This window comes from Ralstonia sp. Ralssp110, assembly GCF_047325135.1.
Taxonomy (GTDB): Bacteria; Pseudomonadota; Gammaproteobacteria; order Burkholderiales; family Burkholderiaceae; genus Ralstonia; species Ralstonia mojiangensis.
The window spans coordinates 946,105-972,983 of the sequence record NZ_CP168609.1 but is presented as its reverse complement, the minus strand read 5'-3'; the positions used below and the strand labels follow the sequence as shown (position 1 = coordinate 972,983).

The following is a 26,879-nucleotide window of genomic DNA, read 5'->3' as shown; positions in this document are numbered from 1 at the left end:
CTGCGCCGGTTTGTTGGCGGCACATCGCCAGCGCTGCTTCCACAAGCCCGTGGCGGGCACGCTTGTAGCGCTAGCCCTGCCCACGCACGTAGCGCCATTCGAAACCGTCTCCTGAACGCTGCACCTTGCCCGCGGACGTTTCCGGAAAATGGGCGGCGAAGACCGTCGCGTCGGTTTCTGCCGCCCGGTCCAAAAGCCAGCGGCGCGACTCACGCGCCTGCGCCTGATCCAGGCAGAACACGGAGTTCCATTCTGGCCGGTGCACCTGGATCGCGCTGTGCATGACGTCGCCGGAGAAGAGCGCCGTTTCGCCGCGCGATCGCACCTCGATCGCCATATGGCCGAAGCTGTGCCCGAACGTGGGCACGAAGCGGATGCCGTCAAGAATCTCTTCGCCCGCGTCGCGCACCGCTCGGGCCTGCCCGGCTTCAATCAGCGGCAGCACGCTGTCTTCAAACACGATCCGTCGCGGCTCGCCTTCCGGCATCGCGAAGAAGTCCTGCTCGCGCTGGCCGAACACATAGGTCGCGTTGGGAAACACCGGTACCCATCGCCCGTCCTGCCAATGCGTGTTCCAGCCGACATGGTCGACATGCAGGTGCGTCAGCAGGACGTAGTCGACCTGTTCCGGCCGAAACCCCGCAGCCGCAAACCGCTCGAGCACGGGATTGTCGAGCCGATCGAACAACGCGTTGAACGGCCGCGACTTGCCGTTGCCGATGCCGGTATCGACCACGATGGTGAGCCCGTCGACCTGCACGACCCACAGATGGGTTTTCAGCGGTACCCGGCGGTTGGTCAGGTCGATGCTGGCAGTGGCAAAGCGCGCTTCGAACGTACGGCCCGCGTCTTCATTCCAGAGCGGGAACAGGCGTTCCGGTGGCAGCGCAAAATCGGTCTCGTCGACGCGCGTGATGGTGGCGGCACCAACGTGATGGATGGGGGAAGCGGATGTCACCAGCATGACGGTTCTCCGAAAATCAGCGAGTGTTGGCGGCCGGCACCCGCCGTGTGGCGATCGTGTAAAGCACCGCGCTGGCAAGCGCAGACACGCCGCCGACCACCGCAAGTGCCATTCCCAGGCTGCTGCCAGTTTGCCCCAGGCGCTCATTCAGGTAACCGACCGACAGCGGACCGACCCCCCCGCTGATGGCGTTGGTCATGAACACCAGCAAGGCAAGCGACCGGCCGCGCATGCGGTTGGGCATGGCAATCTGTAGCGGTACGGGCGCCAGGCCCATCGCAATGCTGGCCGCAAACGCGCACGTGCCGTAGAGCAGCACCGCCACGCCGCTGTTGCTGACGAGCGGCATCGCAATGGCTGCGGGCACCAACACGGCAACAGCGCATGCCGAAAAGCCCAGTACGCGCCGCAAGGCCGTCTCGTCGGTGACGCGCGTGGCCAGCATGCCGGCACAGGCCACGCCCAGCATGCCACCGATCATGTAGGCGGGCGCGGCCATCTGGCCGACCACATTCGGCGCAAGATCAAACCGGCGCATCAGCAGCGTGGGAAACCACGCCGCGTGCGAATAGAACAGCGTGATGAGCGCAACGTACGCAGCAAAGTACGCGAGGCAGAAGCGGTTACGAACGAACAACTCGTTCAGCACGTCCCTGAGCGATGGCACTTCGTCTTCTGCGCGCGCAGTGTGGGCCAGCACTTCACGCCGCTGCGGCTCGCGCACGGTCAGCGCAACCAGCGCGGCCAGCCCCAGCCCGGGCAGGCCGACCGCAATGAACACCGCTTGCCACGGTGCGATGTCGTGCGCGGCAAGCCATGCATTTCCGCCACCGGCTGCTGCCGCTGAGAGCAGCATGCCGCCACCGAACAACGCCAGGCCGCCGCCCACGTACGGCCCAAGCATGAAGATGCTGCTAGCACGTGCGACCCGGCGCGGCGCAAAGATGTCGCTGAAGATCGATAGCGCAGCGGGGCTTAACGCCGCTTCGGCAATGGCAGTGCCCGCACGCGCGACCAGCAGCTCCGGAAAATTCGTCGCGAAACCGCACGCGGTGGTCGAGATGGCCCAGATGGCAATGCATGCGGCGATCAGCTTGACGCGATTGGACCGGTCGACGAGCCGGGCGACGAACACACCCGCCGTTGCGTAGCACATGGTGAACGAAAACCCTTGCAGCAGGCCGATCTGCGTATCGGTCAGAGAGAGCGATTGCTTGATCGGCTGCACGAGAATGCTGACGACCTGCCGATCGAGGTACGAGAACGCAAAGCACACGAAGAACAGCAGGACGATGTAGGCGGGGTGGCCGACATTGCCAGCAATGCTGCGCGGCGCAGCGTCCTCCGGCGGCTCTGTTGAAAGGGTTTGGCTGGGCATGATGGGTCTCCGTCTTGTCTTGTTATGTCGTGATGTGAATCGAATGGCAGCCAGCTCAGTCGAGACTGGCTTCCGTAGCGAGCAGTGCGATGCAGTCGCCCGGTTCGACGCGTGCAAACGTGCGCATGCACATGACCGTGCCGTCGCCGCGGAACGCGATGTCCTCGGGCGCCGCCCAGGGGCGGTGCGGGTCGAAGAGGCGGCCTGCCAATTGCCCGGCGCGAACCTGGTCGCCCAGCGCGAAGGTCGGTTCGAACACACCGGCATGCGGCGCGTACACGTAGTGGCGCGCACCTTCCACGCGCAGCAAGCGTGTCTGCTTCGGCGCCGACGCTGCGGGCTCCGGCATCACGCCGAGCCGATGCAGCACACGCTGCAAGCCGGCTTCGACGATTGCGAGGTTGCCGGCGTCGCAGCCGGCATGGCCGCCAAACTCTCCGCAGAAGAACAACGTGCCGTGGCGTTCAGCGGCAGCGGCGAAGGTCCGGTCTTCGCCAAGCAGATCCATGATCATGGTGTGCGGTGCGCCGAACTCGCGCACGAGGTCGAGGTACAGCGCGCGTTGTTCACCGTGCGCCGGCGGGGATGCCAGCAGCGTCGGCAGGTGATCGAACGATGCGCCGCCGGCATGAAGGTCGATCACGATATCTGCACGCGGCAGCAGTTCGGTCTCGACATAGTGCGCAATCATTTCGGTCGGCTGCCCGTTGCGCGCACCGGGAAACATGCGGTTCAGGTTGCCTCGGTCGATGGGGGACGTGCGCGAGCCGTTGATGAAGGCCGGGAAATTCAGCCCCGGAATCACGATCAGGCGCCCGCGCGTTGCCATGGACGGCAGCCGCTGGAGCAGCTTCATCAGGGCGACGGGGCCTTCATATTCGTCTCCATGATTTCCGCCGGTCAGCAGCACGGTCGGGCCGGTCCCTGCGCCGGCATTGCACACCGCAATGGGGATCGGAATATGCCCGTAGGCGGAGCGGTCATGTGACCACGGCAGGCGCAGCGTTCCGGTCTGGAAACCGACGCGTTCGAAGTCGATGTCGGTAGCGATGAGGGAGGCAGAATTTGTCATGGCGGCAAGCGTGAAGACGAGGTGTCTTCACTATCGCCGACGCCGGAAAGCGCGGCCAATGCCGATTTCTGCGGCGGCCGATGCCTTGCAGGCATCGCTCTTGGAACGCGCCGGGGGTCTACTGCAACTGCGCGATAAAACGCTGGAGTGCCGCGTTGGTGTGCGCCGAAAGGAAACAGAATTCCAGCGGCAGCGGCACCGACAGATCGCGCAGTTCGACAAAGCGCACGCGGGCGGGTGGCCGATGACGATTGGCGGCGTTGACGATGGCCGCACCCATGCCGGCAGATACGAGCGACAAGATAGCGGTTTCCGTCGATGCTTCCTGGCGGATATCGAGCGTGAGTCCGCGTTCGGCACAGACTGACAGGAGCCGGTCGTAGTAGGCAGGATAAATGCGGCGCGGAAACGCGATGAAAGGCGTGCCGGCAAGCTCGCTGGCGAGGACCGCATCCTCGCTGCCAAGAGACCACGACTGCGGCACCGCCAGCACGACGTTCTGTTCCAGCACGGGCACGCCCGCGATGCCCTGCGGCAACGTGCCGAGGCGGTAACAGAAGCCGCCGTCGAGCTGACCCGCTGCAATCGCCTCAAATTGCTCCGGCGTATTCATCGGCGTCAGTTCGAGCGCGACGTCGGGCGCGGTCTGCTGGAAGGCGCTGAATGCCTGCGAGACGATGCCGATCCACGCGGCGTTCTCGACAAAGCCGAGCCGCAGTTGGCCGTGCACACCTTCTGCAATGCGCCGCGCCAGACGGTTTGCCGCATCGACGCGCGCGAGGATGTCGCGCGCTTCATCAAGGTATGCAGTGCCTGCGGCCGTCAGCTTCAGGCCGCGTGGCGTGCGCTCGAACAGCGCTGCGCCGATGGCGTCTTCAAGATCCTGGATCTGGCGCGAAATGGCCGGCTGCGTGACGTGCAACTGCTCCGAAGCGGCCCGTACGCTGCGTAGCTCGGCAACAGCAATGAAATAGCGAAGATGCCGAAGCTCCATGATGGTCCCGCGCAGTCAGGTCGTCGGCAATGATAGTGCAGCACCTGAGCGGAATCGACAGGTGCTGCTGACATTGCGCGGTGCCGCCATGCGCAGAATCACGCCGCCTGGGGCGAGGCATGTGCAACGGCGTCGAGTTCGCGCATCGCATCTTCCGGCAACGTCATCGCCGCCGCGCCCAGGTTCTCGCGCAGGTGGGCGACCGACGAGGTGCCCGGGATCACCAGGATGTTGGGCGACCGGTGCAGCAGCCAGGCCAGTGCGGTCTGCATTGGTGTTGCACCCAGCCGCGCTGCGACATCGTTGAGCGTGGACGACTGCAGCGGGCTGAACCCGCCCAGCGGGAAATACGGGACATACGCAATGCCGTCGCGGGCAAGCGCGTCGATCAGGCCGTCGTCGTTTCGGTGGGCGAGGTTGTAATGGTTCTGCACGCAGACGATCTTGCACATCCGCCGTCCTTCTGCGATCTGGCTGGCTGTGACGTTGCTCAGCCCGATATGCCGCACCAGCCCCTGCCGTTGCAGTTCGGCCAGGGCCGTGAGCGGCGCCTCGATGGATCCTTCGGCGGGGCCGTGCGTGTCGAACATGATCCGCAGGTTCACCACGTCCAGCACATCCACGCCGAGGTTGCGCAGGTTGTCGTGCACGGCTTCGGTCAACGCCTGCGCAGAAAACGCAGGCAGCCACGCGCCCTGGGCGTCACGCCGAGCACCGATCTTGGTGACGATGAGCAGGTCGTCGCGATACGGACGCAAGGCTTCGCGAATCAACTGATTCGTGATGTGCGGGCCGTAGAAATCGCTTGTGTCGATATGGTTGACGCCCGAGGACACGGCCTCGCGCAATACGGCAAGCGCCGCGTCGCGATTCTTGGGCGGGCCGAAGACGCCCGGGCCGGCGAGCTGCATGGCGCCATAGCCGAGACGGTGCACCTGGTGGCCGCCGACGGAAAACGTGCCGGACTGAACGATGAGAGACATGGTCACACTCCTGTGTCGAAGATCGACGAAGAAAAAGGGCATGACGGCAGAGTAGGCGCAAGCGCGGTGCGCGATAAGCGGGCATAATCCGCACGGGTTGTACGAAAGGGCGAACAATGAAAGTCGATCTGGGTGATCTGAATGCCCTCGTGGCGGTGGCGCAGGCCAAGGGCTTCCGCGAAGGTGCAAGGCTGATGGGCGCGAGCGCATCCGGGCTCAGCGAGGCGGTGCGGCGGTTGGAAACGCAACTCGGTGTGCGCCTGCTGAACCGCACGACGCGCAGCGTCTCACCCACTGAAGCGGGGCAGCGTCTGCTGAGCCGTCTGCGGCCCGCATTGAGCGAGGTGGAAGCCGCGCTTGATGTCGTCAACAGCTTTCGCGAAAGACCCGCCGGCACGCTGAAGCTCAATGTGCCGATGAGCGCCGCGAGGCTTGTGCTGCCCACCATCATCCCGGGCTTTCTCGACGCTTATCCCGAGATACAGCTGGAGGTCGTGGCCGAAGAGAGCTTTGTCGACATCCTGGCTGCAGGTTTCGATGCAGGCATCCGTTATGACGAGCGGCTCGAACAGGACATGATCGCCGTCCCGATCGGGCCTCGGTCCCAGCGGTTCGCAACGGCAGCGGCACCCGGCTATCTCGATCGACGCGGCCGGCCCGCCCATCCGCGCGACCTGCTCGGCCACGCTTGCCTGCGCGGTAGGTTTGCAAGCGGTGCGATGCCGCCGTGGGAATACGAGCGTGATGGTGAAGTGGTTCGGGTGGAACCGTCCGGTCCGCTGCTCGTTCGCATTGGGGGTGCGACCGATCTTGTCGTGGACGCGGCCTTGGCCGGCGTGGGCATTGTCCATCTGTATGAAGACTGGCTGCGTCCCCACCTGGCGAGCCGTGCGCTCGAACCCGTGCTCGAGGGTTGGTGGCGGCCGTTCCCGGGGCCCTATCTCTACTATCCCGGGCGGCGCCTTGTTCCGGCGCCGCTCAGGGCGTTCATCGATTTCATCAAGGCCGCTTCGGACTAGCACGGCACTTCCAGCTCTTGCGGCAGAGCCGGCTTACTGCTCGCGCGCCCACCGCGGCACTGCTTGGGCAACGGGGTTCCATCGAGTTTCCGTGATGGCTTCGTAGGACGCGCGCGCCTTTTGCACAATCCACGTAGTACGCGGTGGCGGTCATGGCTCGCACACTTGGGGCCGTTGTCCACTTGGCCATCGGCCGTTCGCACCATGCAGCACGTTCGCCTCATGCTTGAGTACTTTCACCCGTGGACGAATGCTGCCGGGTTTTACCTCGCGCGTGCCAAGGGCTGGTTTGCGCGTGCAGGGCTGGACGTGGAAATCGTCGTGCGTGACGACGCCCGAGGCGACACGCTCGATCATGTCATGCGCGGCGACGTGCATCTGGGCGTGTGCCCGACCCGGCGCGTGCTGGGCCGTTTTGAGGCAGGGGAGCCGGTCTGCGGTGTGGCCGCCGTCAACCAGCGCAGCCTGGAAGCCATCCATTCGGTGAGCGGGCGCGGCATCACCCGCCCGCGCGATCTCTGTGGGCGCCGTGTGGCGCTCAACCCCACGGTGCGTGCGCGCGCCTTGCTGGCCGACATCGTTCGCGCAGATGGCGGCGACCCCGATGCCGTGAAGCTGGTCGACGCTGGTGTGCGCGAGCTGACCTTCGATGAACTGTGTGACGGCGCGGCCGATGCGAGCTTCGGCAGCTACTGGGCGTGGGAGGGCGTGATGCCTTCATCCCTGCCTGATGCGCAGCGCCAGGTCTGGCCGATCGATGAGATCGGCGCACCGTCGTATCACAGCTACCTGCTGGCTGCGGATGCGCGCTGGCTGGAGCGGAATGCAGGCGTGGTCAGCGGTTTGCTGACCGCCGCCTCGCGCGGGTTTGCCGCAGCCCATGCAGATCCGGCCAGTGCGCTGCTGCTGTTCGAGCGCGTGATCCCGTATTTCCCGCGAACCACGATTGCCCGATCGTTGCGCGCGGTGTCGACCACGTGGCTGAGTGATGGCGTTTGGGGCCGGCACGATGCGTCGCTCATGTCGGGCTACGCCGCGTGGCTGGCCCGGCACGGCATCGTCCGCCGGCCGCATGCATGGTCGGCCGCGGTGACGGATGCGTTCCTGCCGCCGCGCGCCACGCGTGTCCCCGAGAAGCCGTGCCTGCAGGCACCACCGGGCGCATTGGCATACGCCGGCCCGTAGTTGTCGGGTGCGATCGCGTTCCGATACTGAAGCGGCGGACGGTTTCCCCAACCGTTTTCATCCATCACTCATCACCCATCACCCAAGACGACGCCTGCGCGGCGTCAGGAGACGGTCATGACACTAGCGTCAGTGGCATCGGTATCGGTCAGCGGGCCGAGCTGGTCCGGCGATTTCCTGCGCACGCTGCAGGCCCCCGCAAGCGGTGTGAGGCGGGTGGGCGGCGATGCATGGTTGCGGGTCGAGCCAGGTCGCGCCGCTGCGCCGCGTGCCGACGAAATCGTCGTCAATGATGTGATGTTCGGGGTCGATGAGGTTGATGTCGCGCATCGCCGGGCAGTGCGTGCCGGCTCGGCCGATCTGGCACCGCCGCACTGGGGCGTTCTGCCCACGCCGCATGGGGAGCGCCCTGTGCGCATGGCACGCGTGGGCGGTATCGGCCATGTCACGCACACGTTTGTCGAGCGCGACCCTGTCGCCCGCGATGCCGCCTTCGATGGAAGGCAGGGGCTTGACCACCTCGCGCTGTGCCTGCCTTGCGGAACCATGGGCGCAACGGTTGCGCGTTACGAAGCGGGCTTTGGCCTGCATGTCACGCAAACCGAGCACATCCAGACGCGCAGTCTCGGCATGATCAACACGGTGCTGCAGAACGCCAGCGGCAGCGTGAAGCTCGTGCTCTCGGCGCCCACACCGACCAGCCAGACGACGCAACTGCACCGCTTTGTCGACGTGCACGGCGGCGCGGGCATTCAGCACCTGGCGCTGCGTGTGCCCGCATTGTTGGCGCATAGCCTTGCACTCAATCGCCACGAGGTGAACTTTGCGGGCTCCATGCCTGAAGTGTTCGACGCCATGCTGGCGCGGATCGGGCACTGCCCGGTCCCGCGCGACGCTGCCTTGGCGCTTGGCATCATGGCCGACCGCGATGCCGATGGTCTCTTGTTGCAGTCATTTCTTGCGCCGTCCCGAACGGCCGAGCCAGTGTTCTTTTTCGAACTGATCGAACGTCAGGGCGCACGCGGATTTGGCGCGGCAAACATCCGCGCCCTGTTCGAGGCGGTGGAGCGTGTGCAGGGTGCGCCCGTGGTGGCGGCTGAGTCGCAACGTCAGCCGGCCACGGTCTAGCGCCCCGCGCGATGGCTCATTGGGCTGTCTTGCGCTGGCGCCATTTGCGCCGCAGCTTGATGAACAGTGCCACCAATACCGACAGCACGATCCCCCACGGCAATAGATAAGCCACCGCTTCAATCACGCTCGCACTGGCGCGCACCAGTGAAGGCAGGAACTCGCGCAAGGCATTGCCGATGGGCGCCCATAGGCTGCGCGCTGCCGTCTGCCGCGTGCTCAGGTCGATTGACAGCAGCTCGCGGTTGACGCGGTCCATGAGGTGCGTGTTCTGGCCAGTGGCGGCCTCCAGTTCCGATTGCGTTTCCGCGAGCTTTTCTGCGATCAGGATCAGGTCTTCCACCTTGGTCGCCTTGCGCTGCAGGTCGAGCAGGCTTGCACGGTAATTCTTCAGCATCTCCAGGCGCTTGCCGACTTCGGCAATCGGCTGGCCGAGGTCGTCCACGTGGGTGCCCTGGCTGACAACGCCACCGCTATCGGTCAGGCGTTTGCGCATGGCTCGGACCCCCTCGGGGCTGGCGCGCAGGTTCAGATGGGCGGTGCCGCCGCGCTGGTCGCGTTCGAGCTGGATGCTGGCGTCCATGACCGTGCAGTGCCATGTGGCCTCATTCACGCAGGTGTCCTGCAGCTCGCGGTACAGGCGCGCGAGCTGCGGCGCGTCGACTTCCAATGAGACGCGGTGCTCGTAGGCGAGAAAGCGCTGCTCGGCGCGATCGGCCATCTTGGCGCTTTCGGCGGGCGCCGGCGCGGCAGCCGTCATCGCGGGCGATAGGCCGCCGCTGGGGCCGGATTCTTCTTTCTTGCTGCAAGCGCTCAGGGACAGCGCGATCAGGAGCAGGCCGAGGAGTCGAGTCATGGGCAAATGAAATGGCGTTGGGTTGTACGCAAAGTCCGGTGGGTTGCGGCGCAGTCTAGCGCACACAGCTGAGCAGATCCCGACAGCGCGCAGGCAAGAAAAAACGCCCGCCGGCAGAACCGGTCGGGCGTTTTTTCTTGCGAACAACAGCGGTGTCAGGCGCGTTGCGGCACGGCGCGCGGCGCACGCTTGGTGTCGTGCGCTGGCACGTCGTCATGTACGTGTTCGACCTCATCCAGATAGCGCGTGTGCCAGCCGCTGGCCACGCCCCAGTGGTAGAAGAACAGCGAGAGCACCGCCACGATGCCCATGTCCCAGCCGTAGGGGATGTAGCCGTGGCCGCCAAACTCCGTGCTGCCGCAGTACGACAGCGCAGCGATGGTCGGCAGGTAGGCGATCATCCACCACGCGCCTTTGAGTTCCGTCTTGAAGTCGGGCCAGCCGGCCTTGGCCTGGTAGTAGAAGTACACGGGCAGCGCCACCAGCATCAGCACGATGATCTCGCCCGTCAGCGGCCACTTGGCCCAGTACAGGATGAGCGACGCGCACACAAACGCGAACGGCGCGATGAGCAACAGCCCCGGCAGACGCAGCGGGCGATGCAGTTGCGGCGACGTGCGGCGCAGCGACATCACGCTGATCGGGCCAGTCAGGTACGAGATGACGGTGGCCACCGAGATGACGGCAGCCAGCGCGCCCCAGCCACGGAAGAAGAACAGGAAGATGAACGACACCGCCAGGTTGAACCACATGGCCGGACGCGACACGCCAAACAACGGGTGCACGCGGCCGAAGATGGCGGGCATGGTGTTGTTGCGCTCCATCGCGTAGATCATGCGCGTGGTGGTGGCCATGTACGTGCTGCCGGTGCCCGACGGGCTGACGAACGCATCGATGTACAGCACGATGGCCAGCCAGTTCAGGTTCAGCGCAATCGCCAGTTGGGCGAACGGCGAGTGGTAATCAATGCCATGCCAGCCATTGACAAGCGACTCAGGCGGCACTGCACCCAGGAATGCCACCTGCAGCGCCACGTAGATCACCGCGGCCAGCAGGATCGAACCGATCACCGCGATGGGCACGTTGCGGCCCGGGTTGCGCGCCTCGCCCGCGAGGTTGATCGGGCTCTGGAAACCGTTGAACGCGAACACGATGCCGCTGGTGGCGATGGCGGTCAGCACTGCGGACCAGCCGTACGGGGCGAACCCTTGACCTGCCACGTTCGTGCCCGCGCTCGAGCCAAAGTTGCCCGGGTGGAAGCCCGCTGCAACCAGCGCCACCGCCGTTGCGGCCGGAATGATGAACTTGAAGATCGTGATGGCGTTGTTCGCCTTGGCAAACACCTTCACGCCCCAGTAGTTCAGCAGGAAGTACACGACGACGAGCACCGCCGACAGGACCAGCCCCGGCGGCGTCAGCTCACCGTGCTGGAACAGCGACTGCGCCCAGGGCCACGGCCAACTGCTCATGTATTGGATGGAGGCCTCAGCCTCGATGGGGATGACGGTGACGATGGCGATCCAGTTGGCCCAGGCCGCCACGAAGCCCACCAGCGACCCGTGCGAGTAGCGCGCATAGCGCACCATGCCGCCGGATTCCGGGAACATCGCGCCCAGTTCGGAATACGTCAGGGCAATGGCCAGGATGACGACGGCGCCGATGATCCAGGTGAAGATGGCAGCGGGGCCCGCCACCTTTGCAGCGTGGCCGGCGCCGAACAGCCAGCCGGAGCCGATGATCGAGCCCAGCCCGGTCAGCATCAATGCCCAGGCGCCGAGATTGCGTTGTACGTTTTTTTCCAAGAGGAGTCTCCGCCCCGGCGAGTCGGAAGTTCGACAGGGCATCGCGGTTGCTTACCAGTCCGCTTAGTTCTACCGAGGCGACGCTGTTTGGGCGTCGCCCGCCGTCCCATGTGGTGGGTGTCACCAGCCTAGGACATGCGTGTGCCGGATGATGCGTAGCATCAACCGCACCCGTCCGGCCGCGATGAAAGGCAAAACACGGTGTCTGCCTTCCGGGGGGATTCGCGTATAGTCGTCGGCGACGTTGTGCGGGGTGCCGCACTTGCCGCCCGATTCCGGAGCCCGCAATGGGGCGCAATGATAGCGAAATCGTGAGCGGTTGCACCGCCTTTTTCATCGTTCCTCGCAGTTTTTTCTCCCCATGGAGTCCTCTTTCGCCACTTCGGTTGCACCTGCGTCACCTGCGCAGTGGCACCGGCGCGTGCTGACGCTGGCGTTTCCCATCGTGCTGGCCAACCTGACGCAGCCGATCCTCTCGGCGGTGGATACCGCCGTGGCTGGGCATCTGCCGGGCCCGGAATACATTGGCGGCGTGGCGCTGGGCGGGGTCTTCTTCAACTTCGTGTTCTGGGGGTTTGGCTTCCTGCGCATGGGCACCACGGGGCTGGTGTCGCAGGCGCACGGCGCGGGCGACACGCAAGCATTGCGCGCGAGTGTGGTGCGCGCGCTGCTGCTGGCATTTGCCATTGGAGCGACATTGCTGGTGCTGCAGGTGCCGGCGATCCGCATCACGCTGGCGCTGCTCGGTGCGAGCGAATCCGTCACCCGCATGGCCGAGGTGTATTGCCACACGCGCATCTGGTCGGCGCCGTTTGCGCTGGCCAACTACGTGGTGCTCGGCACGCTGCTTGGGCGCCAGCAGGTGCGGCGCGCTTTGCTGCTCCAGGTTTTCATCAACACCGTGAACATGGTGGCAGTGCTGACCTTGGTGCTGGGAGCCGGCATGGGCGTGGGAGGTATCGGCGCGGCAACGGCGCTGGCTGACATTGCCGGATTTGGGCTCGGCATGCTGCTGCTCTGGCTGCAACGGCCCGTGGGCTTGCCGCCGCTCACGCGCGCCGAACTGCTCGCCCGCGACGCCTGGCGCCGGCTGATGGGCTTGAACACCGACATCTTCCTGCGCACGCTGTGCCTGCTGGCCGCCTTCGGCTGGTTTGCCCACGCGGGCGCGAAGCAGGGCGATGTGGTGCTGGCGGCCAACGCACTGCTGCTCAACTTCCTGACCTTCATGGCCTACGGGCTGGACGGTTTCGCGCACGCCGCCGAAGCGCTGGTGGGCGCCGCCATGGGCGCCCGGGACCGCGCCGCGCTGCGCATGGCGATTCGCGTGTCGACGTTCTGGTCGGTGCTGGGGGCAGGGCTTTTTGCCGCTGTGTACGCGCTGGCGGGCGCCGGCATCATCGGCGTGCTGACCGATCAGCCTGCCGTGCGTGAAGCCGCACGTCACTATCTGGTGTGGGCGGCGCTGCTGCCCGTCGTGTCGGTATGGGGCTTCCAGTTTGACGGCGTGTTCATCGGCGCGACGCGCACACGTGAACTGCTGGTGACGATGGCCGTGGCGGCTGCCGCGTTCTGGGGCTTGTCTGTCACGCTGCAGCCGCTGTGGGGCAACCACGGGCTGTGGTTGTCGATGCTGGGGTTTATGGCGCTGCGCGGGCTGATGCTCGGGGTGCTGCTGCCGCGCGTGTGGCGAGCGCCTCAACTGCAGGCCGCCTAGGCAACGTCGAGCTGCAGCGCCTACTGCGCGTATTCGACCACCAGCAACGCCGTCGCCACCGTCTTGCCGGCGTTCGAGATGGCGTGCTGCACATCCACCGGATAGCGCGCCGATTCCCCATGCCGCACCTTCTTCTCGCTCGGGCCGGATTGCACCGTCACCGTGCCGCTGAGCACCGAGATGTGCTCCTTCGAGCCCAACTCGTGCGGCTCTGACGCGAGCACGCCGCCGGGCTGGATCGCCAGTTCATACCATTCAAAGCGCGCCGCCAAGTCCACAGGGCCAAGAATCTTCAATTCGCACTTGCCATCCGGGCTTTTGATGACTGGGATGGAGTGAGCGGGGATGACCGTCACAGCGGGCGCGGTGTCGGCCGCGCCTTCGGGCGACAGGAAATCGGCCAGCCCCACGCCAAGCGCGGTGGCCAGGCGCCACAGCACCGCGACGGTCGGGTTGGCCAGATTGCGCTCGACCTGCGAGAGCATGGATTTGGACACGCCTGCGCGCCGCGACAGTTCATCGAGCGACAGCCTGCGGGCCTGGCGCAGCGCTTGCAGCTTGGCACCAACGGCGGGCGGGCCGTCGGCGAGGACATCGGTGGCGGGGGCTTGTGCCATCGGTTGGTATCTTGTAAATTGAACGAATTATTCGATATATCGAACATGTTCGATTTATCGATCAACGCAGTCTACAGGAGCAGCACCATGGGGACAACGCAAGCCAATGCTTCCACCGACGCCTTCTACGCGCACATCCGGCGCGAATTGGAGGCGATCGAGGAAGCCGGTCTCTACAAGACCGAGCGCATCATCACCTCGCCGCAGGGCGCTGTGATCCGCACGGCTGACGGCAAGGAGGTCATCAACCTCTGCGCCAACAACTACCTCGGCTTGTCGTCGCACCCGGAGGTGCTGAAGGCCGCGCACGAGGCGCTCGACACGCACGGCTTTGGCCTCAGCTCGGTGCGCTTCATTTGCGGCACGCAGGATCTGCACAAGACGCTGGAAGCGCGGCTGGCGAAGTTTCTCGGCACGGAAGACACGATCCTCTACGGCTCGGCGTTCGATGCCAATGGCGGGTTGTTCGAGACGTTGCTCGGCGCGGAAGACGCCGTCATCAGCGACGAACTGAACCACGCGTCGATCATCGACGGCATCCGCCTGTGCAAGGCGCAGCGCTATCGCTACAAGCACAACGATCTGGACGATCTGCGCGCGCAATTGCAGGCCGCCGACGCGGCGGGCGCTCGCTTCAAGCTGGTGTTTACCGACGGCGTGTTTTCGATGGACGGCACCATCGCGCGGCTGGATGAGATCCGCGCCATCTGCGACGAATTCGGCGCGCTGCTCGGCATTGACGAATGCCATGCCACGGGCTTTCTCGGCAAGCGCGGCCGCGGCTCGCACGAGCACCGCGGCGTGTTCGGCAAGATCGACATCATTACCGGCACGCTGGGCAAGGGGCTGGGCGGCGCGTCGGGCGGCTTCACGAGCGCGCGCAAGGAAGTGGTGGCACTGCTGCGCCAGCGTTCACGGCCGTATCTGTTTTCGAACACGGTGGCGCCGTCCATTGTCGGGGCGACCATCAAGGTGCTCGACCTGCTGGAAGCCGACACCGCACTGCGCGACAAGCTGGAAGACAGCGCGCTGTATTTCCGCCGCAAGATCGTCGAGCTGGGTTTCGATATCAAGCCGGGCGACCATCCGATCGTGCCGATCATGGTGTACGACGCGCAGAAGGCGCAGGCGCTGTCCAAACGTCTGCTTGAGCTGGGCGTGTACGTGGTCGGCTTCTTTTATCCGGTGGTGCCCAAGGGGCAGGCGCGCATCCGCGTGCAGATCAGCGCGGTGCACGAGCGCGCACAGCTCGACGCGGCGCTCAAGGCGTTTGAAACCGCCGGCAAGGAACTGGGGATCATCTGATGAGCACGGGTACCAGCGCGAATATTGGAACGGCGCCGCGCATCCTCATCATCGGCGCCAACGGGCAACTGGGCACGGAGTTGGCGGCCGCGCTGGCCGAGCGCTACGGCACGGGCAACGTCGTGACCAGCGACATGGTGCCCCGGGGCCGCCACCCGCAGATTCGCCACGAAACGCTGGATGTGACCGATCGCGGCCAGTTGCGCGAGATCATCGAGCGCCACGGCATCACGCAGATCTATCACCTGGCGGCGGCGCTGTCGGCTGCAGCAGAGCAATCGCCGACATGGGGCTGGGCGCTCAATATGAATGGCCTGCTGAACGTGCTGGAAGCCGCGCGCAATCATCAGCTTGAGCGTATCTTCTGGCCCAGCTCGATTGCCGCGTTCGGGCCCACCACGCCTGCGGACAACACCCCGCAGAGCACGATCATGGAGCCCAAGACCGTCTACGGCATTTCCAAGCTGGCGGGCGAGGGCTGGTGCCGCTGGTACTTCGAGCACCACGGCGTGGATGTGCGCAGCCTGCGGTATCCGGGCCTGATCTCGTACAAGACCGCACCGGGCGGCGGCACGACCGACTACGCCATCGACATCTTCCATTCGGCCGTGAAGGGTGAGCGCTATACGTGCTTCCTTGATCACGACGAGGCGCTCCCCATGATGTATATGCCCGATGCCGTGCGCGCCACCATCGAGTTGATGGAGGCCCCGGCCGAGCGCATCACCGAGCGCGGCAGTTACAACCTGGCAGGCGTGAGCTTTACGCCGGAGCAGCTGGCAGCGGAGATCCGCCGGCATCGTCCGTCGTTCGAGGTGGCGTATGCGCCGGACTTCCGCCAGGCGATTGCGGCCAGCTGGCCGAACTCCATCGACGACTCGGTCGCCCGGCGTGACTGGGGCTGGAAGCCCGAATACGGTGTGGCGGAGATGACGACGGACATGCTGCAGAATCTTGCCCACTTGGCTGCACATCCAGCCTAGGCAGCTTCAGTTAGGGGAATTGCGGGCATTGCAGGGCGCTGTTTTGTGTTTCGCTTCGATCGGTTGTGTTCAACAATGCAGCATGGCCATCACATCTCGTCCCTGCCGCATGTCTTCTTCGACGCCTGATCCTGCGCCGCGCCATCGCGACGATCCGCCGCCAGCCAAGCGCACATGGTGGGTGCCGGTGCTGCGCATGTCGGTAGCGGCGGGCGCGGTGGCGGTCATTCCTCACACGTCCATCCAACTGCCGTTTGCCGACGGCGCCTGGATGCTGCATGCGGCTGCGGGGCTGATCTTCATGGTGGGCGCCATCGACAGCCTGTTCCTTTTTGCCATGCGCCATAGGCACTGAAGGGGCGCATCGGTCATCTACCCGCTGCCGGGCATGCCGGCAATGTGGCGCCTGCAGCGCCCGCTCGGTAAGTTTTAAAACAGGTTGTAAAAACGTTCAGTGGACAACCGATGGCATGATCGGGTCTGTCGCCACACACCGCGAATTCGTAACTAAATCGTTACAGAAATAGAGTGGATTTGCGGCATCGCACCAATCGAGGCCGCTGCCCGCTGATCCTTTGCCACTGCGGGTTTCGCCCGCCTTCTGCACGACGTCATTTGTGCCGCAAGTGTAAGCAGATGTTGCGCTGCACGGAGGTGGCCCGATGCTTGCTCTATGTCGTGCGGTCACTCTGGATGTGCAAGGCAGTTCCGCCACATCCAGAACATGTTTTTCCAATAAGCGAATCCGGAACCGGCTTGATCCTCACGGTCCACGGTCCCCACGGCATTCGCACTTCGCTTCTCCAGAACCGGCACTCCGCCGGCGGCAGGGCGCTTCTCTCGGACGGTCCCGGGGTTTCGACGGTCACATGCGTGCTCGCCCGCAGCGGCTGGCCTGCGCGCGCCTGACCGGAATCGCTTCACAAGAAAACGAGGAAACCATGAAAGCAGTCCTGCTGGAGAATCATCCGTTGCTACGAGCCGGACTTGCGCAGTTGCTCGCGCATCCCACCCTCGGCCTGGAGGTCGTCGCCCCGGCATTGCCCGCGGGCATTCCTGGCGAACTGCACGCGTTCGATGAGCGAGCCGATCTGCTCGTCATCGGCATGGACGAGGCCGAGGGCCCGATCAACGCCGGTGAATTCGCTGCCCAATTGCGCGAGGCTATCGACGCCAGCGAGGCCAGCCGTGTGGTGCTGCTGGCCGCCAGCCTGTCTGCCGAAGAAGCGCACGTCGCCATGACGTGCGGGGTGGACGCCTACTGCGCCAAGTCGCAATCGCCGGAAGTCTTGCTCGCCACGCTGCGGCTGGTACTCGCCGGCGGCCAGTCGTATCCGGCGCTGATGCCGCGTGCGGCCAATGCCGCCATGCCGATGCTCTCGCTGGATGCATCGGAAGCGGCGCAGCGGCTGAATGTTTCGCTGCGACAGTACGAAGTGCTGGTGCTGCTGTCACGAGGTCACTCCGTCAAGGGTGTCGGCCGCTTGCTGGGCATTTCGGAAGCCACCGTCAAGACGCACGCGTGCACGCTGTATCGACGCCTGAACGTGCGCAACAAGAGCGAAGCGGTGTATGCCGCCATGCGCCTGGGGATTCCACTGGAACTGCAAGGCGGGGCTGCCGCCACGATCAGCGCTGCATCTGCGCAGACATCGGTCCAGGTGTCTGGCGATGCGCAACACGCAGACGTGTTCGTGCAAACCGCTGCACGCACACCGACTCCGCTCCAGGCCACTGCACCGGCCCGAGACGCGGTGATGGCGTCTTCATCCCCCCAGCCGGGGGCGTCCGAGCGGACCGCGGCATCGGTGACCGCATCGGGCGCTGAACTGGGCGCCGAGTCTCGCTGGGCTGCCATGACGCGTGCCTTCGGTGGCGTGACGCCTGCCAAGCCAATGCGCGCCCCGGTGCGCGCCGCTAACGGTACGGCCCGCCTCGGCTGACTCAGCCCGGTCCGCCCTTCATGCAATTGCGGATGGCGTGCGCCCGCACGTCCCGCTCACTGGACATGACAACAATGACAACCCACGAGCCAATCTCTTGGAGCCTACCGGCCGAGCGCACCAGCGCGGCCGCGGCATGGCATCCCCGCCGCTGCGCGATTGCTGCTGCCACCGTTGTGGTGGTCGGCACGGTGCCGATGATCGCGCACGCCGCGACCGACGATGCTTCCAACGCGGCCACGCGCCGCTTGATCGATACGCAGCTGACCGACGCCGCGGCCAAGGGCCCGGCCGCGTTTGCATCCACGACCGTCATCGCCGGCGGTGATGACGTGCCGGCGTCTCCGGCCAACACGCTGCTCGTGGCGCAACAGGCGGTGCCGCCTGCAGATTCGTCCGTTATGAAATCGCCCGCGGCAACTGCGCCGGCCGCCACGTCGCCGATGCCTGCTGTTGAGGCAGCGCCTCCGCCTGCGCCGCCGTCGCCCACGGTGATCCTGCCCCCAGGCGCCCCCGCACCGGATACGGCTGCACAGGCGCCGGCCGTGCCTTCGGGCCCGAGCGCTCAAGGGCCCGGCGCGCTCGAACCGCTGCCGGTGTCGCCGGAAGCAGCCAATGCAGCGGCGACCCACGCCGCCGGCAATGCGCCCGACAACGCGCCCGTCGGCCCGATGCCGACCGACCGCCAGGCCTTTCACGACGAGGTCATGCGCGAGGCGCGCGAGGGTGCGGCCACGCTTGCGCAAGAAAACCTGCGCCAGCATCCGGACTGGTTCAAGGAAAGCGAATCGTGGCACGTTGACCATGCCGCCGCCGCACAGCGCATCCGCTGGGGGCGTCAGCAGTTGAAGGTCATCAACGGGCCGGAACGCTTTGTCATCATCGATCAGGCGGTGGCCGAGATCGAGGCGCTGCTCAAGAAGGTGCCCGATACGCCCGAGAACGCAGAATTTCGCCAGGAAATCGTGGCGGATGAAGTGGTGGCACTGGCTTCGCGTGGGCGCATGAAAGACGCCGTCAAACGCTACGAAGCCATGTCGCAGACGGGCAAGGTCCCCGCCTATACACGCGTAGCCGCAGGGGATGCCTATGCGTATCTCGATACGCCGGACAAGGCCGCTGCGGCGTACGCGCAAGCGCTCAAGGATGCGAGCCCGGGCGAGATCGAAACGGGCGACGTCCAGGAAGGCCTCTTCTACGCCATGCTCGACACGGGCCGCTTCGAAGACGCCCGCGCGCTGCTCGACAAGATGAAGGCCGACAACCCGGAATACGTGCGCCTGGCGCCCGAAGCCGGTACGCCCAATCCCGATTACTCGCGCATCAAGCGTCTGGAAGCGCAGTACCTGATCCTGACGGGCCGCACGCACCAGGGCATTGCCGAGCTGGACAAGTGGCGCCACGAAGCACCGTTCGCCGCATCGCTCGTCAGCGCGCGTGCCGATGGCGCGATGGTGCAGACCGAGCCGTATCGCTCGCGCGACATGTACAAGACGGCGCTTGCCGAGCACCCGGATGACCTGAGCGTTGTGGCGGGTTACGGCCGTGCGTCGTTGGCGGTAGACGATCTGAAGACCGCCAAGGATGTCGCCAACGGGCTGGACGAGCGCTTTCCGGAGAATGGCTCGGTGCATGCGCTGCGCAAGGATCTGGATGTTTATCAGAGCCCGCAGCTCATCATCCAGTCGACGGCGGACAAAGGCAATTCGGCGTTCGCCAACAACGAATACGGTATCGATACCAAAGCCTACACCGGCCCGTTTGCCGATCACTACCGCCTGTTCTTCCATAACTTTGCCGGCCGCGCGCAGTTTGACGGCGCATCGCAGAGCCGCGTGCGCAACGGCGCAGGCCTGCAGTGGTTCGACACCGGCGTCGAGGTGAACGGCGAGGTGCACCAGTCCGTCGGCGCGGTGGGCAAGACCGGCGGCACGCTGGATGCCACCTGGATTCCGAGCGACCACTGGAAGGTATCGGGCATGGTCACGAACGATGACCTGGAGGTGCCCTACAAGGCGTACCAGGTGGGCGTGACCGGCAAGACCGTCAGCGGCAACGTGCGCTACACCTGGGACGAAACGCGCTACGCCTCGCTCACGTACGGCGTGTCGCGCTACACCGACGACAACCTGCGCCAGCGCGTGGCAGCCAACTTCTACCAGCAGGTGTTCACCTCGCCGCGGCACACCATCGGCGTGCTGTTCGGGGCCGATACCAGCCGCAACACGATGACGGGCCTGAACTATTTCAGCCCATCGCGCGACTACAGCGGCCAGGCCACGGCCATCTGGTCGTGGACACCCTGGCGCTACGCCGACAAGTCGTTCACGCAGCGCGTGTACCTGACCGGCGGCATGTACAACCAGCAGTCGTTCGGCAACAGCCCGATGTACGAAGCGCGGCTGGAGCACGTGTGGCAAATCAATCGCAAGACGCAGGTGTCTTACGGCATCGGCTTTGGCCGCCATCGCTATGACGGCCAGCCTGAGAACCGCAAGTTCCTGTACCTGAACCTCAACATTCCGCTGTGATGCCCATGCAAGCTCTCCGACAACCGTCATTGCGACGATTCTTCGCCTGGATGGCACCGAGACTGGCGTTGGCCCTGACGTTGGCTTTTCTTGCCGCCGTCCGGCCTGCCGCTGCCGTTCAGGTGGACTTCCTGCCCAAGCCCGATCCGGACGACGGCAAGACGTTCCGCGTGCTGTGCTTTCACGACATTCGCGACAACCTGCGTGCCAGCTTTGAGACATTGCCCGACGGGTTTGCCGTCGACACCAAGATGCTGACGAATATGTTCAGCTGGATCCAGGCCAACGGCTACCACCCGGTCACGCTCGCGCAGATCGACGCGGCGCGCCATGGCGGCAAGCCGCTGCCCAAGCGCCCGATCCTGCTGACGTTTGATGACGGCTATGAAAGCCACTACACGAAGGTCTTCCCGCTGCTCAAGCAGTTCCGCTTTCCGGCGGTGTTCGGCCTGGTGACGGAATGGACCAACGCCCCCCCCGGTGCAAAGGTCAAGCTGTCGGACAAGCAGATCGTTCCGCGGGACTTCTTCATGAACTGGAACCAGATCCGCGAGATGCAGGCCTCGGGCCTGGCAGAGTTCGCCACCCACACGCAGGACATGCACCACGGCGCGCTAGGTAACCCGCAGGGCAACGAGATGCCGGCGGCCAGCACGCACGAATACCTGCGCAATCTCGGTCGGTACGAAACCGATGACGAGTACCGCAAGCGCGTGCGCGACGACCTGCAACGCAGCATCGACATCATCCAGAAGAACGTCGGCACCAAGGTGCAGACCGTGGTGTGGCCGTACGGCGCGCACAACCTGATGCTCGACCAGGAGGCCGCCAACGTGGGGTTGAAGTACATGCTCACGCTGGAGCCGGGCCCGAACACGCCGGATGTGCCGCTCACCGCCATCCGCCGAAGCCTGATGGGTTACGACACCAACACCGGCGATCTGGAGCGTTCGCTGCGCGAGCCCGTGACCCATCACGGCGAGATCAACCCCGTGCAGCGCGTGGTGCAGGTCGACATGGATTACATCTACGACCCGGACCCGAAGCAGCAGGAAGCCAACCTCGGCAAGCTGATCGACCGCATCAAGGACTTGGCGCCGCGTGTGGTCTACCTGCAGGCCTTCGCCGATCCGAAGGGCAACGGGGCCGTGGATGCCGTGTACTTCCCGAACCGCCACATGCCGATGCGCGCGGACCTGTTCTCGCGCGTGTCATGGCAGTTGAAGACGCGTGCAAAGGTGGAGGTGTACGCCTGGCTGCCGATGCTGTCGTACAAGCTGCCGGCCAACAATCCCGCCGCCACACACCTTGTGCAGTCGTTGCCGGGTGCGCCGCAGAAGCCGGGCTCCGTCAAGCCACCGCGCCTGTCGCCGTTCGATCCGCAGGCGCGCCAGATGATCCGCGACATCTATGAGGACCTGGCCAAGAACTCGGTCATCGACGGCGTGCTCTTCCACGACGACGGCGTGCTCGACGACTACGAAGATGCCAGCCCCGCCGCGCTCAAGGCTTACGAGGCCATGGGCCTGCCCGGCGACATCAACCAGATCCGCCAGTCGCCCGAGCTGATGCAGAAATGGTCGCGGGCCAAGACCGCTGCGCTGATCTCGTTCTCGAAAGAGCTGATCGCGGTGGCGCAGGGCTATCAGAACGGCCGCGACATGCTGACCGCGCGCAACATCTTTTCGGGCCCGGTGCTTGACCCGAAGGCCGAGGCCTGGACGGCGCAGAACTATGACGACTTCCTGGAGGCGTACGACTACGTGGCGCTCGAAGCCATGCCGTACATGGAAGAAGCCAAGGACCCGAAGGACTGGATGAAGAAGCTGACCGCCGCCGTGGCCAAGCACAAGGATGGGCTGAAGAAGACCATCTTCGAGCTGCAGGCGGTGGACTGGCGCAATCAGGACAAGCCGATCCCGACGACCGAACTGCGTGACCAGATGCGCGCGCTGCGCTCGGCAGGTGCTCTGAATTACGGCTACTACCCGGATGACTTCATTGCCGGCCGGCCCGATACCGAGGTGCTGCGTGATGTGATGTCGCTCAAGACGTATATCGAGACACGCAAGCCGCCCGGCGGCGACAAAGGCAGCGTTGAAAAGCTCAACAGCACCTCGCTGCCGCAGAGCCAGCCGCCGAATGCTGGCGTGGACAGGAAACCCGCGACGACCGAAGCGGCCACGTCGTCCAGCACCAAGGCGGGAGGCTGATATGGAAGTGGACTTCCTTCTGGCCAAGCGCTGGATCTCGGATTTCGTCTTCTACTATCCGTTCTTCATGTCGTATTTCTGGATGATCGGCGGGCTGCTGCACTACTTCCTGCTCGAACGGGGAACGGAGCACGTGCGGCACCCGCTGGCACTGCTGGGGGTGAAGAGTTACCCCAAGGTGTCGATCATCGTCCCTTGCTACAACGAAGAGGCGAACGTGCGGGAGGTGATCAGCCATCTCGCACGCATGCGGTATCCGAACTACGACATCATCGCCGTGAACGACGGCAGCTCCGACCGCACCGGCGAGCGGCTGAACGAACTGGCTGCGGAGTATCCGCAGTTGGTCGTGATTCACCAGTCGTCAAACCAGGGCAAGGCGATCGGCCTAACCACCGCTGCACAGGTGACCGACGCCGAGTACCTGATGTGCATCGATGGCGATTCGATCCTGGATGTGGATGCGATTGCCTGGATGATTCGCCACCTGATGGAGAACCCGACCATGGGCGCGGTGACGGGCAACCCGCGCATCCGCACACGCTCGACCTTGCTGGGGCGCATGCAGGTGGGCGAGTTCTCGTCGATCGTGGGGCTCATCAAACGCACGCAGCAGATCTATGGCCGGCTGCTGACGGTGTCGGGTGTGGTCGTGATGTTCCGCAAGCGCGCCATTGAAGATGTCGGCTACTGGAGCAATGACATGCTCACCGAAGACATCGACATCAGCTGGAAGCTGCAGGTGGGCGGCTGGCTGATCCGCTACGAGCCGCGCGCGCTGTCGTGGATCCTGATGCCCGAGACCTTCCGCGGCCTGTACAAGCAGCGCCTGCGCTGGGCCAAGGGCGGCATCCAGGCGATGATCAAATACGCGCCGGCGATGGCGAGCCTGCGGCAGTCGATGATGTGGCCCATCTTCTTCGAGTACGCGCTGTCGGTTGTGTGGGCCTACAACATGCTCATCGTCATCACGTGGTCGATGGTCAGCTTCTTCGTCGAGCTGCCCCCCGAGTGGCGCATGGAAGCGCTCCCACGCTGGCACGGCACGCTGCTCTTCATCACATGCGTGCTGCAGTTGCTGATCGGTTGCTTTATCGATCGCCGCTACGACGACAACATCCTGCGCTACTTCATCGACACCGTCTGGTATCCGGTTGCGTTCTGGATCCTGAACCTTGTCACCACGGTGGTCGGCTTTCCGGCTGTCGCCTTCCAGCGTACGCGTGCCCGTGCCCGCTGGACCAGCCCTGACCGGGGCATCCAACAACAACAGGGGAATTCGCCATGACCATGCTCGTCATTGATGTTTCGCGAAACTCGATCCGACAGTCGTTTTCGGACAAGGGTGTCGTCGGGACCTTGCACCATGTGCTGTGGTTCCGCATTTTCCGGCCGGTGCTCGTGATCTCGATCTGGGGCATGCTGGGCCTGTATGTGGGCTACTCCATCAGCAGCGTGGGGCCCAGCGGCCTGCCATTCGAACAACTGCGCATGTACGGCAACATCATCGCGGGCATGGGCGGCGTGCTCGTGGTGTGGATGGTCCTGTCGCGGCTGGACCGCGCCATTCGGCGCAAGCTCACACGTACGCCGGCAGCGACGGCTGCGTCCGCCGGGGCTTCTGCTCGCGCATCGCGTGCGGCGTTGCATGCGCAGCAACCCGCCTGGCACCGCCCGCGCAACACGCGCCTGCTGGTGGTCGACCACGACGATGACGGCGATATCACCCACGTGCGCTCTTGGCAGGAGTGGGCAGGCCGCCCAGCACCCGCCGGCACCGCCACGCCGCCCACGCCGTTCACCCGCAGCCCGGAATACGATCCGGAAGAGCCGGTACTGGGCTCTCGCCCCGTCAGCGAGGCGATCGTGCTGGCGAACCGCGATCGCGAAGAGCCTTCTCTGGCACGCGTTGATGCACCTGCACAAGAGCCGCGTGACGTTGTGAAGGCCGTGGAGGCGGTGACGGCTGATGCCGCGGGCTTCCACCGTTTTGGCTATCGGGGCCGTCTGGGCCGCAACGATTGGGTCGAGCCGCAATCGCCCCAATCGCCGGTCCAGACGTACGCGATGCGGCCCGGCATGGCCCGTCACTACGGCAGCGTGACCGCCGTGGTGCATGGCCGTGCTGCAGTGCACGCGGCGGACCGAACCACGGAACGCCATCGCGCCCTGCATGCATTTGGTGCGCATGCACAACTGGACGATCCGTACGTGCGACTCCCACGCGTCGAACGCATTGACCCGCTGCACGGCTTCGGCCGCCGCGCCAACATCGTCGCCGACGACATGTAAGGTCGCCTGCCGAGCGCAGCGCTCAGCGCCCCGGTGATGCGAGTCACCGGGGCGCATTCTTTTGCGCAATTGACTTAGCGCAAACGGAGGAGGACGGACTTTTCTGCGATGCGCAATCGTTGCCGCCGGTGCGCTGTACCGCACGGCAAACGCTTGGCGCACCATCCTTGACCCTGGGGCTGCAGAGCTCAGCGGACGATGCGCGGATTTGCCCCTCTTGAATGCGGCTGCGTGCGTGCCTATGCTGGCTTCTCCTGCAAGCCCAGCTACTCTCTCACGCTGTTCTTGGTGGCTCTTGCAGTGCTCATGGTGTCAGTGAAAACCAAGCCCACCCCTGTCACGAGTCGCGTGCCGTGACCAACAGAAAAGCTGGAGCCAACTGTGCTGAGTCCCCATGAATTTGCCGTCCTGCTGCTCGTCAACGACGGCGCTGAATCCGACGACCTGGATCGCGCCGATGTCGAAGCGCTCATCGAGCGACAGCTCGTGACGCTGGAACGCCGTGGCCCCGACCACAGCTATGCCCGGGTCACCCTCCAGGGCTACGTTCTGCTCAAGGCTTCCGGACACGTCCGCACCGGTGGCCGCCGTTCGATGGCTGTGTCTCACTAGGCGGTTCTTCCTCATTGCAGTGCAACCAGTCGCTGCCTGGGCGCTACGTCCAGGAGGGCGTGTGACGTGCCTGCGATCGATACAAACAGAAACACTCTGCTCGTGGCCCCGGCGTAGCTTGTGCGCTCGCCTGCGGGCCAGGGGGCCGGCTTCTTGCTGAATTGCAGAGGCCTATCCTGAATTTCGACGCACCAACGTCGGTGGGTAGGCACTCATGACAACTCAAGAGGAGCCACCCCATGAAAAACAAACACACCCTGCTTGCCGCGTTGTTTGCACTCGCCGGTACTGCTGCCCTTGCGCAGCCCATGCCGCCGCCACATCCGGAAGACCATGATCATGAACGTGCGGAGCGTATGGAGCATGAGCGACACATGGAGCGCCGCGAGGAACACCGTGAACTGCGCGCTGAGCACCGCGACATCAAGCGTGATCGCGAAGCCTTGAGGCACCGCGAACACGAGGCGCGCGAGCATGCGCACGAGGTTCATGAAGAGATGGAACACCGTTGATCGGGCGTGACCCGACGAGGGCGCCCGACCGCGCGCACACGGCAAACCAGCCGGTCGGGCGTCGTCTCAATGCACAGGGTCCGCTGACCGTGATGTCCGTGCCCTGCCGCGTGCGCTGAAGTGCAGGGAATCATCAGCCTCCACCAATCCCTTGGACGATCTTGCCGCTGCCTTCGCACATGGGGCAGGGGCTGCCGTCGTCGCGTTGACCGGTGCCGTTGCACGTGGGGCAGACTACTTCGCCGCTGCTGGGCGCTCCGGGCGCCGCTTCGTCGCCCGGAGCGGCCGGGGCAGGGGGCGTGCCGGGGATGGGGTTTTCATTGTTCATGAGGTGCTCCTGAATGCGCTCGAGGCGGTACGTGTTGCTTCAAGGGTGCGTGGCCGGAGTGTTTGGCGGGGACGTGGGCGGACGCTCGCGCCCCTGCGGGCTGCCGCCCGTTGATTTGTCCTTGACCACGCTGCCGTTCTTGTCTTGATGCGAAGTGGAGCCGGTGCGGGGAACGTATCCACCGGAAGGATTGGCGCTGTCGTTGCGGGTGCGGGTACGGTTGCGCGTGGCGTCACGGCCCGTGGGGCTGTCGCTGCGGTTTGTGGTGTCCGTTGCGGTGGTGCTGCTTCCATTGGGTGCTGCTGGCGCGTTGTCGCTGCTACCGGACTGTGCGCCTGTTGCTTGCGCGAATGCAGCGCCGCTGCAAAGTGCAATGAACGTTGCCGCCGCCGCGCAGAACGCACGTGCGGAATATGGGGTGCAAATCATCATGTGCTCCCGTAGG

Annotated in this window: 24 protein-coding genes; 13 read left to right on the top strand and 11 right to left on the bottom strand. The window is 64.9% G+C overall.

Annotated features, from left to right (window positions below; translation table 11 throughout):
- Positions 1–70: 70 nt before the first annotated feature.
- The 5 genes from ACEN9T_RS05020 to ACEN9T_RS05000 form a co-directional block, all read right to left on the bottom strand.
- Positions 71–964: an MBL fold metallo-hydrolase gene (locus ACEN9T_RS05020; protein ID WP_413705684.1), complete on the bottom strand. Its 894-nt coding sequence runs from the start codon at positions 962–964 to the stop codon at positions 71–73.
- 16 nt (positions 965–980) lie between these two features.
- A complete protein-coding gene (locus tag ACEN9T_RS05015) occupies positions 981–2,342 on the bottom strand; it encodes an MFS transporter (protein WP_413705683.1) in 1,362 nt (453 codons plus the stop codon).
- 55 nt (positions 2,343–2,397) lie between these two features.
- The gene (locus ACEN9T_RS05010; protein WP_413705682.1) at positions 2,398–3,414 is read right to left on the bottom strand and encodes a succinylglutamate desuccinylase/aspartoacylase family protein; all 1,017 of its coding nucleotides are present in this window, start codon (positions 3,412–3,414) and stop codon (positions 2,398–2,400) included.
- 118 nt (positions 3,415–3,532) lie between these two features.
- Positions 3,533–4,408: a LysR family transcriptional regulator gene (locus tag ACEN9T_RS05005; RefSeq protein ID WP_413705681.1), complete on the bottom strand. Its 876-nt coding sequence runs from the start codon at positions 4,406–4,408 to the stop codon at positions 3,533–3,535.
- A gap of 98 nt (positions 4,409–4,506) precedes the next feature.
- Positions 4,507–5,391 carry an aldo/keto reductase family oxidoreductase gene (locus ACEN9T_RS05000; protein ID WP_413705680.1) on the bottom strand — a complete coding sequence of 295 codons (885 nt, stop codon included), beginning with the start codon at positions 5,389–5,391 and terminating at the stop codon, positions 4,507–4,509.
- Positions 5,392–5,507: 116 nt separating this feature from the next.
- On the opposite strand from ACEN9T_RS05000, the gene ACEN9T_RS04995 reads away from it, so the two are divergent.
- From ACEN9T_RS04995 to ACEN9T_RS04985, 3 genes are all read left to right on the top strand, one after another.
- A complete protein-coding gene (locus ACEN9T_RS04995; protein ID WP_413705679.1) occupies positions 5,508–6,410 on the top strand; it encodes a LysR family transcriptional regulator in 903 nt (300 codons plus the stop codon).
- Positions 6,411–6,614: 204 nt separating this feature from the next.
- Positions 6,615–7,595: an ABC transporter substrate-binding protein gene (locus ACEN9T_RS04990; RefSeq protein ID WP_413705678.1), complete on the top strand. Its 981-nt coding sequence runs from the start codon at positions 6,615–6,617 to the stop codon at positions 7,593–7,595.
- Positions 7,596–7,712: 117 nt separating this feature from the next.
- Positions 7,713–8,723: a VOC family protein gene (locus ACEN9T_RS04985; protein WP_413705677.1), complete on the top strand. Its 1,011-nt coding sequence runs from the start codon at positions 7,713–7,715 to the stop codon at positions 8,721–8,723.
- Between the two features lie 16 nt (positions 8,724–8,739).
- Here ACEN9T_RS04985 and ACEN9T_RS04980 read toward each other — a convergent pair whose 3' ends face one another.
- Complete coding sequence (locus tag ACEN9T_RS04980; RefSeq protein WP_413705676.1) at positions 8,740–9,579, bottom strand: DUF4349 domain-containing protein; 840 nt, start codon at positions 9,577–9,579, stop codon at positions 8,740–8,742.
- A gap of 155 nt (positions 9,580–9,734) precedes the next feature.
- On the bottom strand, positions 9,735–11,423 hold the full coding sequence (locus tag ACEN9T_RS04975; RefSeq protein WP_413705675.1) for an APC family permease: 1,689 nt from the start codon (positions 11,421–11,423) through the stop codon (positions 9,735–9,737).
- Positions 11,424–11,742: 319 nt separating this feature from the next.
- Here ACEN9T_RS04975 and ACEN9T_RS04970 point away from each other — a divergent pair, with 319 nt between their 5' ends.
- On the top strand, positions 11,743–13,098 hold the full coding sequence (locus ACEN9T_RS04970; RefSeq protein WP_413705674.1) for an MATE family efflux transporter: 1,356 nt from the start codon (positions 11,743–11,745) through the stop codon (positions 13,096–13,098).
- A 20-nt stretch (positions 13,099–13,118) separates the two neighbouring features.
- Here ACEN9T_RS04970 and ACEN9T_RS04965 read toward each other — a convergent pair whose 3' ends face one another.
- Positions 13,119–13,715: a helix-turn-helix domain-containing protein gene (locus ACEN9T_RS04965; RefSeq protein ID WP_413705673.1), complete on the bottom strand. Its 597-nt coding sequence runs from the start codon at positions 13,713–13,715 to the stop codon at positions 13,119–13,121.
- 87 nt (positions 13,716–13,802) lie between these two features.
- Here ACEN9T_RS04965 and kbl point away from each other — a divergent pair, with 87 nt between their 5' ends.
- The 9 genes from kbl to ACEN9T_RS04920 all read left to right on the top strand — a co-directional run bounded on the left by kbl (position 13,803) and on the right by ACEN9T_RS04920 (position 25,594).
- Complete coding sequence (gene kbl / locus ACEN9T_RS04960) at positions 13,803–15,020, top strand: glycine C-acetyltransferase (RefSeq protein WP_092970977.1); 1,218 nt, start codon at positions 13,803–13,805, stop codon at positions 15,018–15,020.
- Positions 15,020–16,003: an NAD-dependent epimerase/dehydratase family protein gene (locus tag ACEN9T_RS04955; protein ID WP_413705672.1), complete on the top strand. Its 984-nt coding sequence runs from the start codon at positions 15,020–15,022 to the stop codon at positions 16,001–16,003. The genes kbl and ACEN9T_RS04955 overlap by 1 nt, the downstream gene beginning before the upstream one ends.
- Positions 16,004–16,112: 109 nt before the next feature.
- On the top strand, positions 16,113–16,358 hold the full coding sequence (locus tag ACEN9T_RS04950) for a hypothetical protein (protein ID WP_092970979.1): 246 nt from the start codon (positions 16,113–16,115) through the stop codon (positions 16,356–16,358).
- Positions 16,359–16,944: 586 nt separating this feature from the next.
- Positions 16,945–17,946, top strand: coding sequence for a LuxR C-terminal-related transcriptional regulator (locus ACEN9T_RS04945; protein ID WP_092971339.1), 1,002 nt, complete (start codon positions 16,945–16,947; stop codon positions 17,944–17,946).
- A gap of 74 nt (positions 17,947–18,020) precedes the next feature.
- Positions 18,021–20,477 (top strand): poly-beta-1,6 N-acetyl-D-glucosamine export porin PgaA, encoded by a 2,457-nt coding sequence (gene pgaA / locus ACEN9T_RS04940; RefSeq protein ID WP_413705671.1) that lies wholly within the window; start codon positions 18,021–18,023, stop codon positions 20,475–20,477.
- Between the two features lie 50 nt (positions 20,478–20,527).
- On the top strand, positions 20,528–22,690 hold the full coding sequence (pgaB, locus tag ACEN9T_RS04935; protein ID WP_254775642.1) for a poly-beta-1,6-N-acetyl-D-glucosamine N-deacetylase PgaB: 2,163 nt from the start codon (positions 20,528–20,530) through the stop codon (positions 22,688–22,690).
- Between the two features lies 1 nt (position 22,691).
- Positions 22,692–23,978 (top strand): poly-beta-1,6-N-acetyl-D-glucosamine synthase, encoded by a 1,287-nt coding sequence (gene pgaC / locus ACEN9T_RS04930; protein ID WP_175537088.1) that lies wholly within the window; start codon positions 22,692–22,694, stop codon positions 23,976–23,978.
- Entirely contained in the window at positions 23,975–24,982 is a 1,008-nt protein-coding gene (locus ACEN9T_RS04925; RefSeq protein WP_413705670.1) for a poly-beta-1,6-N-acetyl-D-glucosamine biosynthesis protein PgaD, read from the top strand. The genes pgaC and ACEN9T_RS04925 overlap by 4 nt, the downstream gene beginning before the upstream one ends.
- 381 nt (positions 24,983–25,363) lie before the next feature.
- The gene (locus ACEN9T_RS04920; protein ID WP_092970982.1) at positions 25,364–25,594 is read left to right on the top strand and encodes a hypothetical protein; all 231 of its coding nucleotides are present in this window, start codon (positions 25,364–25,366) and stop codon (positions 25,592–25,594) included.
- A gap of 212 nt (positions 25,595–25,806) precedes the next feature.
- Here the strand turns inward: ACEN9T_RS04920 and ACEN9T_RS04915 are convergent, their stop codons facing one another.
- The 3 genes from ACEN9T_RS04915 to ACEN9T_RS04905 form a co-directional block, all read right to left on the bottom strand.
- Positions 25,807–26,085, bottom strand: coding sequence for a hypothetical protein (locus ACEN9T_RS04915; protein WP_413705669.1), 279 nt, complete (start codon positions 26,083–26,085; stop codon positions 25,807–25,809).
- A gap of 154 nt (positions 26,086–26,239) precedes the next feature.
- The gene (locus ACEN9T_RS04910; RefSeq protein ID WP_413705668.1) at positions 26,240–26,434 is read right to left on the bottom strand and encodes a hypothetical protein; all 195 of its coding nucleotides are present in this window, start codon (positions 26,432–26,434) and stop codon (positions 26,240–26,242) included.
- A 39-nt stretch (positions 26,435–26,473) separates the two neighbouring features.
- A complete protein-coding gene (locus ACEN9T_RS04905; protein ID WP_413705667.1) occupies positions 26,474–26,866 on the bottom strand; it encodes a hypothetical protein in 393 nt (130 codons plus the stop codon).
- Positions 26,867–26,879 lie beyond the last annotated feature (13 nt).

What these genes read in the sequence shown, in the direction of transcription:
- ACEN9T_RS05020 (WP_413705684.1), bottom strand. Translation starts at nt 964, where the DNA reads ATGCTGGTGACATCCGCTTCCCCCATCCATCACGTTGGTGCCGCCACC.
- ACEN9T_RS05015 (WP_413705683.1), bottom strand. Translation starts at nt 2,342, where the DNA reads ATGCCCAGCCAAACCCTTTCAACAGAGCCGCCGGAGGACGCTGCGCCG.
- ACEN9T_RS05010 (WP_413705682.1), bottom strand. Translation starts at nt 3,414, where the DNA reads ATGACAAATTCTGCCTCCCTCATCGCTACCGACATCGACTTCGAACGC.
- ACEN9T_RS05005 (WP_413705681.1), bottom strand. Translation starts at nt 4,408, where the DNA reads ATGGAGCTTCGGCATCTTCGCTATTTCATTGCTGTTGCCGAGCTACGC.
- ACEN9T_RS05000 (WP_413705680.1), bottom strand. Translation starts at nt 5,391, where the DNA reads ATGTCTCTCATCGTTCAGTCCGGCACGTTTTCCGTCGGCGGCCACCAG.
- ACEN9T_RS04995 (WP_413705679.1), top strand. Translation starts at nt 5,508, where the DNA reads ATGAAAGTCGATCTGGGTGATCTGAATGCCCTCGTGGCGGTGGCGCAG.
- ACEN9T_RS04990 (WP_413705678.1), top strand. Translation starts at nt 6,615, where the DNA reads ATGCAGCACGTTCGCCTCATGCTTGAGTACTTTCACCCGTGGACGAAT.
- ACEN9T_RS04985 (WP_413705677.1), top strand. Translation starts at nt 7,713, where the DNA reads ATGACACTAGCGTCAGTGGCATCGGTATCGGTCAGCGGGCCGAGCTGG.
- ACEN9T_RS04980 (WP_413705676.1), bottom strand. Translation starts at nt 9,579, where the DNA reads ATGACTCGACTCCTCGGCCTGCTCCTGATCGCGCTGTCCCTGAGCGCT.
- ACEN9T_RS04975 (WP_413705675.1), bottom strand. Translation starts at nt 11,423, where the DNA reads ATGCCCTGTCGAACTTCCGACTCGCCGGGGCGGAGACTCCTCTTGGAA.
- ACEN9T_RS04970 (WP_413705674.1), top strand. Translation starts at nt 11,743, where the DNA reads ATGGAGTCCTCTTTCGCCACTTCGGTTGCACCTGCGTCACCTGCGCAG.
- ACEN9T_RS04965 (WP_413705673.1), bottom strand. Translation starts at nt 13,715, where the DNA reads ATGGCACAAGCCCCCGCCACCGATGTCCTCGCCGACGGCCCGCCCGCC.
- kbl (WP_092970977.1), top strand. Translation starts at nt 13,803, where the DNA reads ATGGGGACAACGCAAGCCAATGCTTCCACCGACGCCTTCTACGCGCAC.
- ACEN9T_RS04955 (WP_413705672.1), top strand. Translation starts at nt 15,020, where the DNA reads ATGAGCACGGGTACCAGCGCGAATATTGGAACGGCGCCGCGCATCCTC.
- ACEN9T_RS04950 (WP_092970979.1), top strand. Translation starts at nt 16,113, where the DNA reads ATGTCTTCTTCGACGCCTGATCCTGCGCCGCGCCATCGCGACGATCCG.
- ACEN9T_RS04945 (WP_092971339.1), top strand. Translation starts at nt 16,945, where the DNA reads ATGAAAGCAGTCCTGCTGGAGAATCATCCGTTGCTACGAGCCGGACTT.
- pgaA (WP_413705671.1), top strand. Translation starts at nt 18,021, where the DNA reads ATGACAACCCACGAGCCAATCTCTTGGAGCCTACCGGCCGAGCGCACC.
- pgaB (WP_254775642.1), top strand. Translation starts at nt 20,528, where the DNA reads ATGGCACCGAGACTGGCGTTGGCCCTGACGTTGGCTTTTCTTGCCGCC.
- pgaC (WP_175537088.1), top strand. Translation starts at nt 22,692, where the DNA reads ATGGAAGTGGACTTCCTTCTGGCCAAGCGCTGGATCTCGGATTTCGTC.
- ACEN9T_RS04925 (WP_413705670.1), top strand. Translation starts at nt 23,975, where the DNA reads ATGACCATGCTCGTCATTGATGTTTCGCGAAACTCGATCCGACAGTCG.
- ACEN9T_RS04915 (WP_413705669.1), bottom strand. Translation starts at nt 26,085, where the DNA reads ATGAACCTCGTGCGCATGCTCGCGCGCCTCGTGTTCGCGGTGCCTCAA.
- ACEN9T_RS04910 (WP_413705668.1), bottom strand. Translation starts at nt 26,434, where the DNA reads ATGAACAATGAAAACCCCATCCCCGGCACGCCCCCTGCCCCGGCCGCT.
- ACEN9T_RS04905 (WP_413705667.1), bottom strand. Translation starts at nt 26,866, where the DNA reads ATGATGATTTGCACCCCATATTCCGCACGTGCGTTCTGCGCGGCGGCG.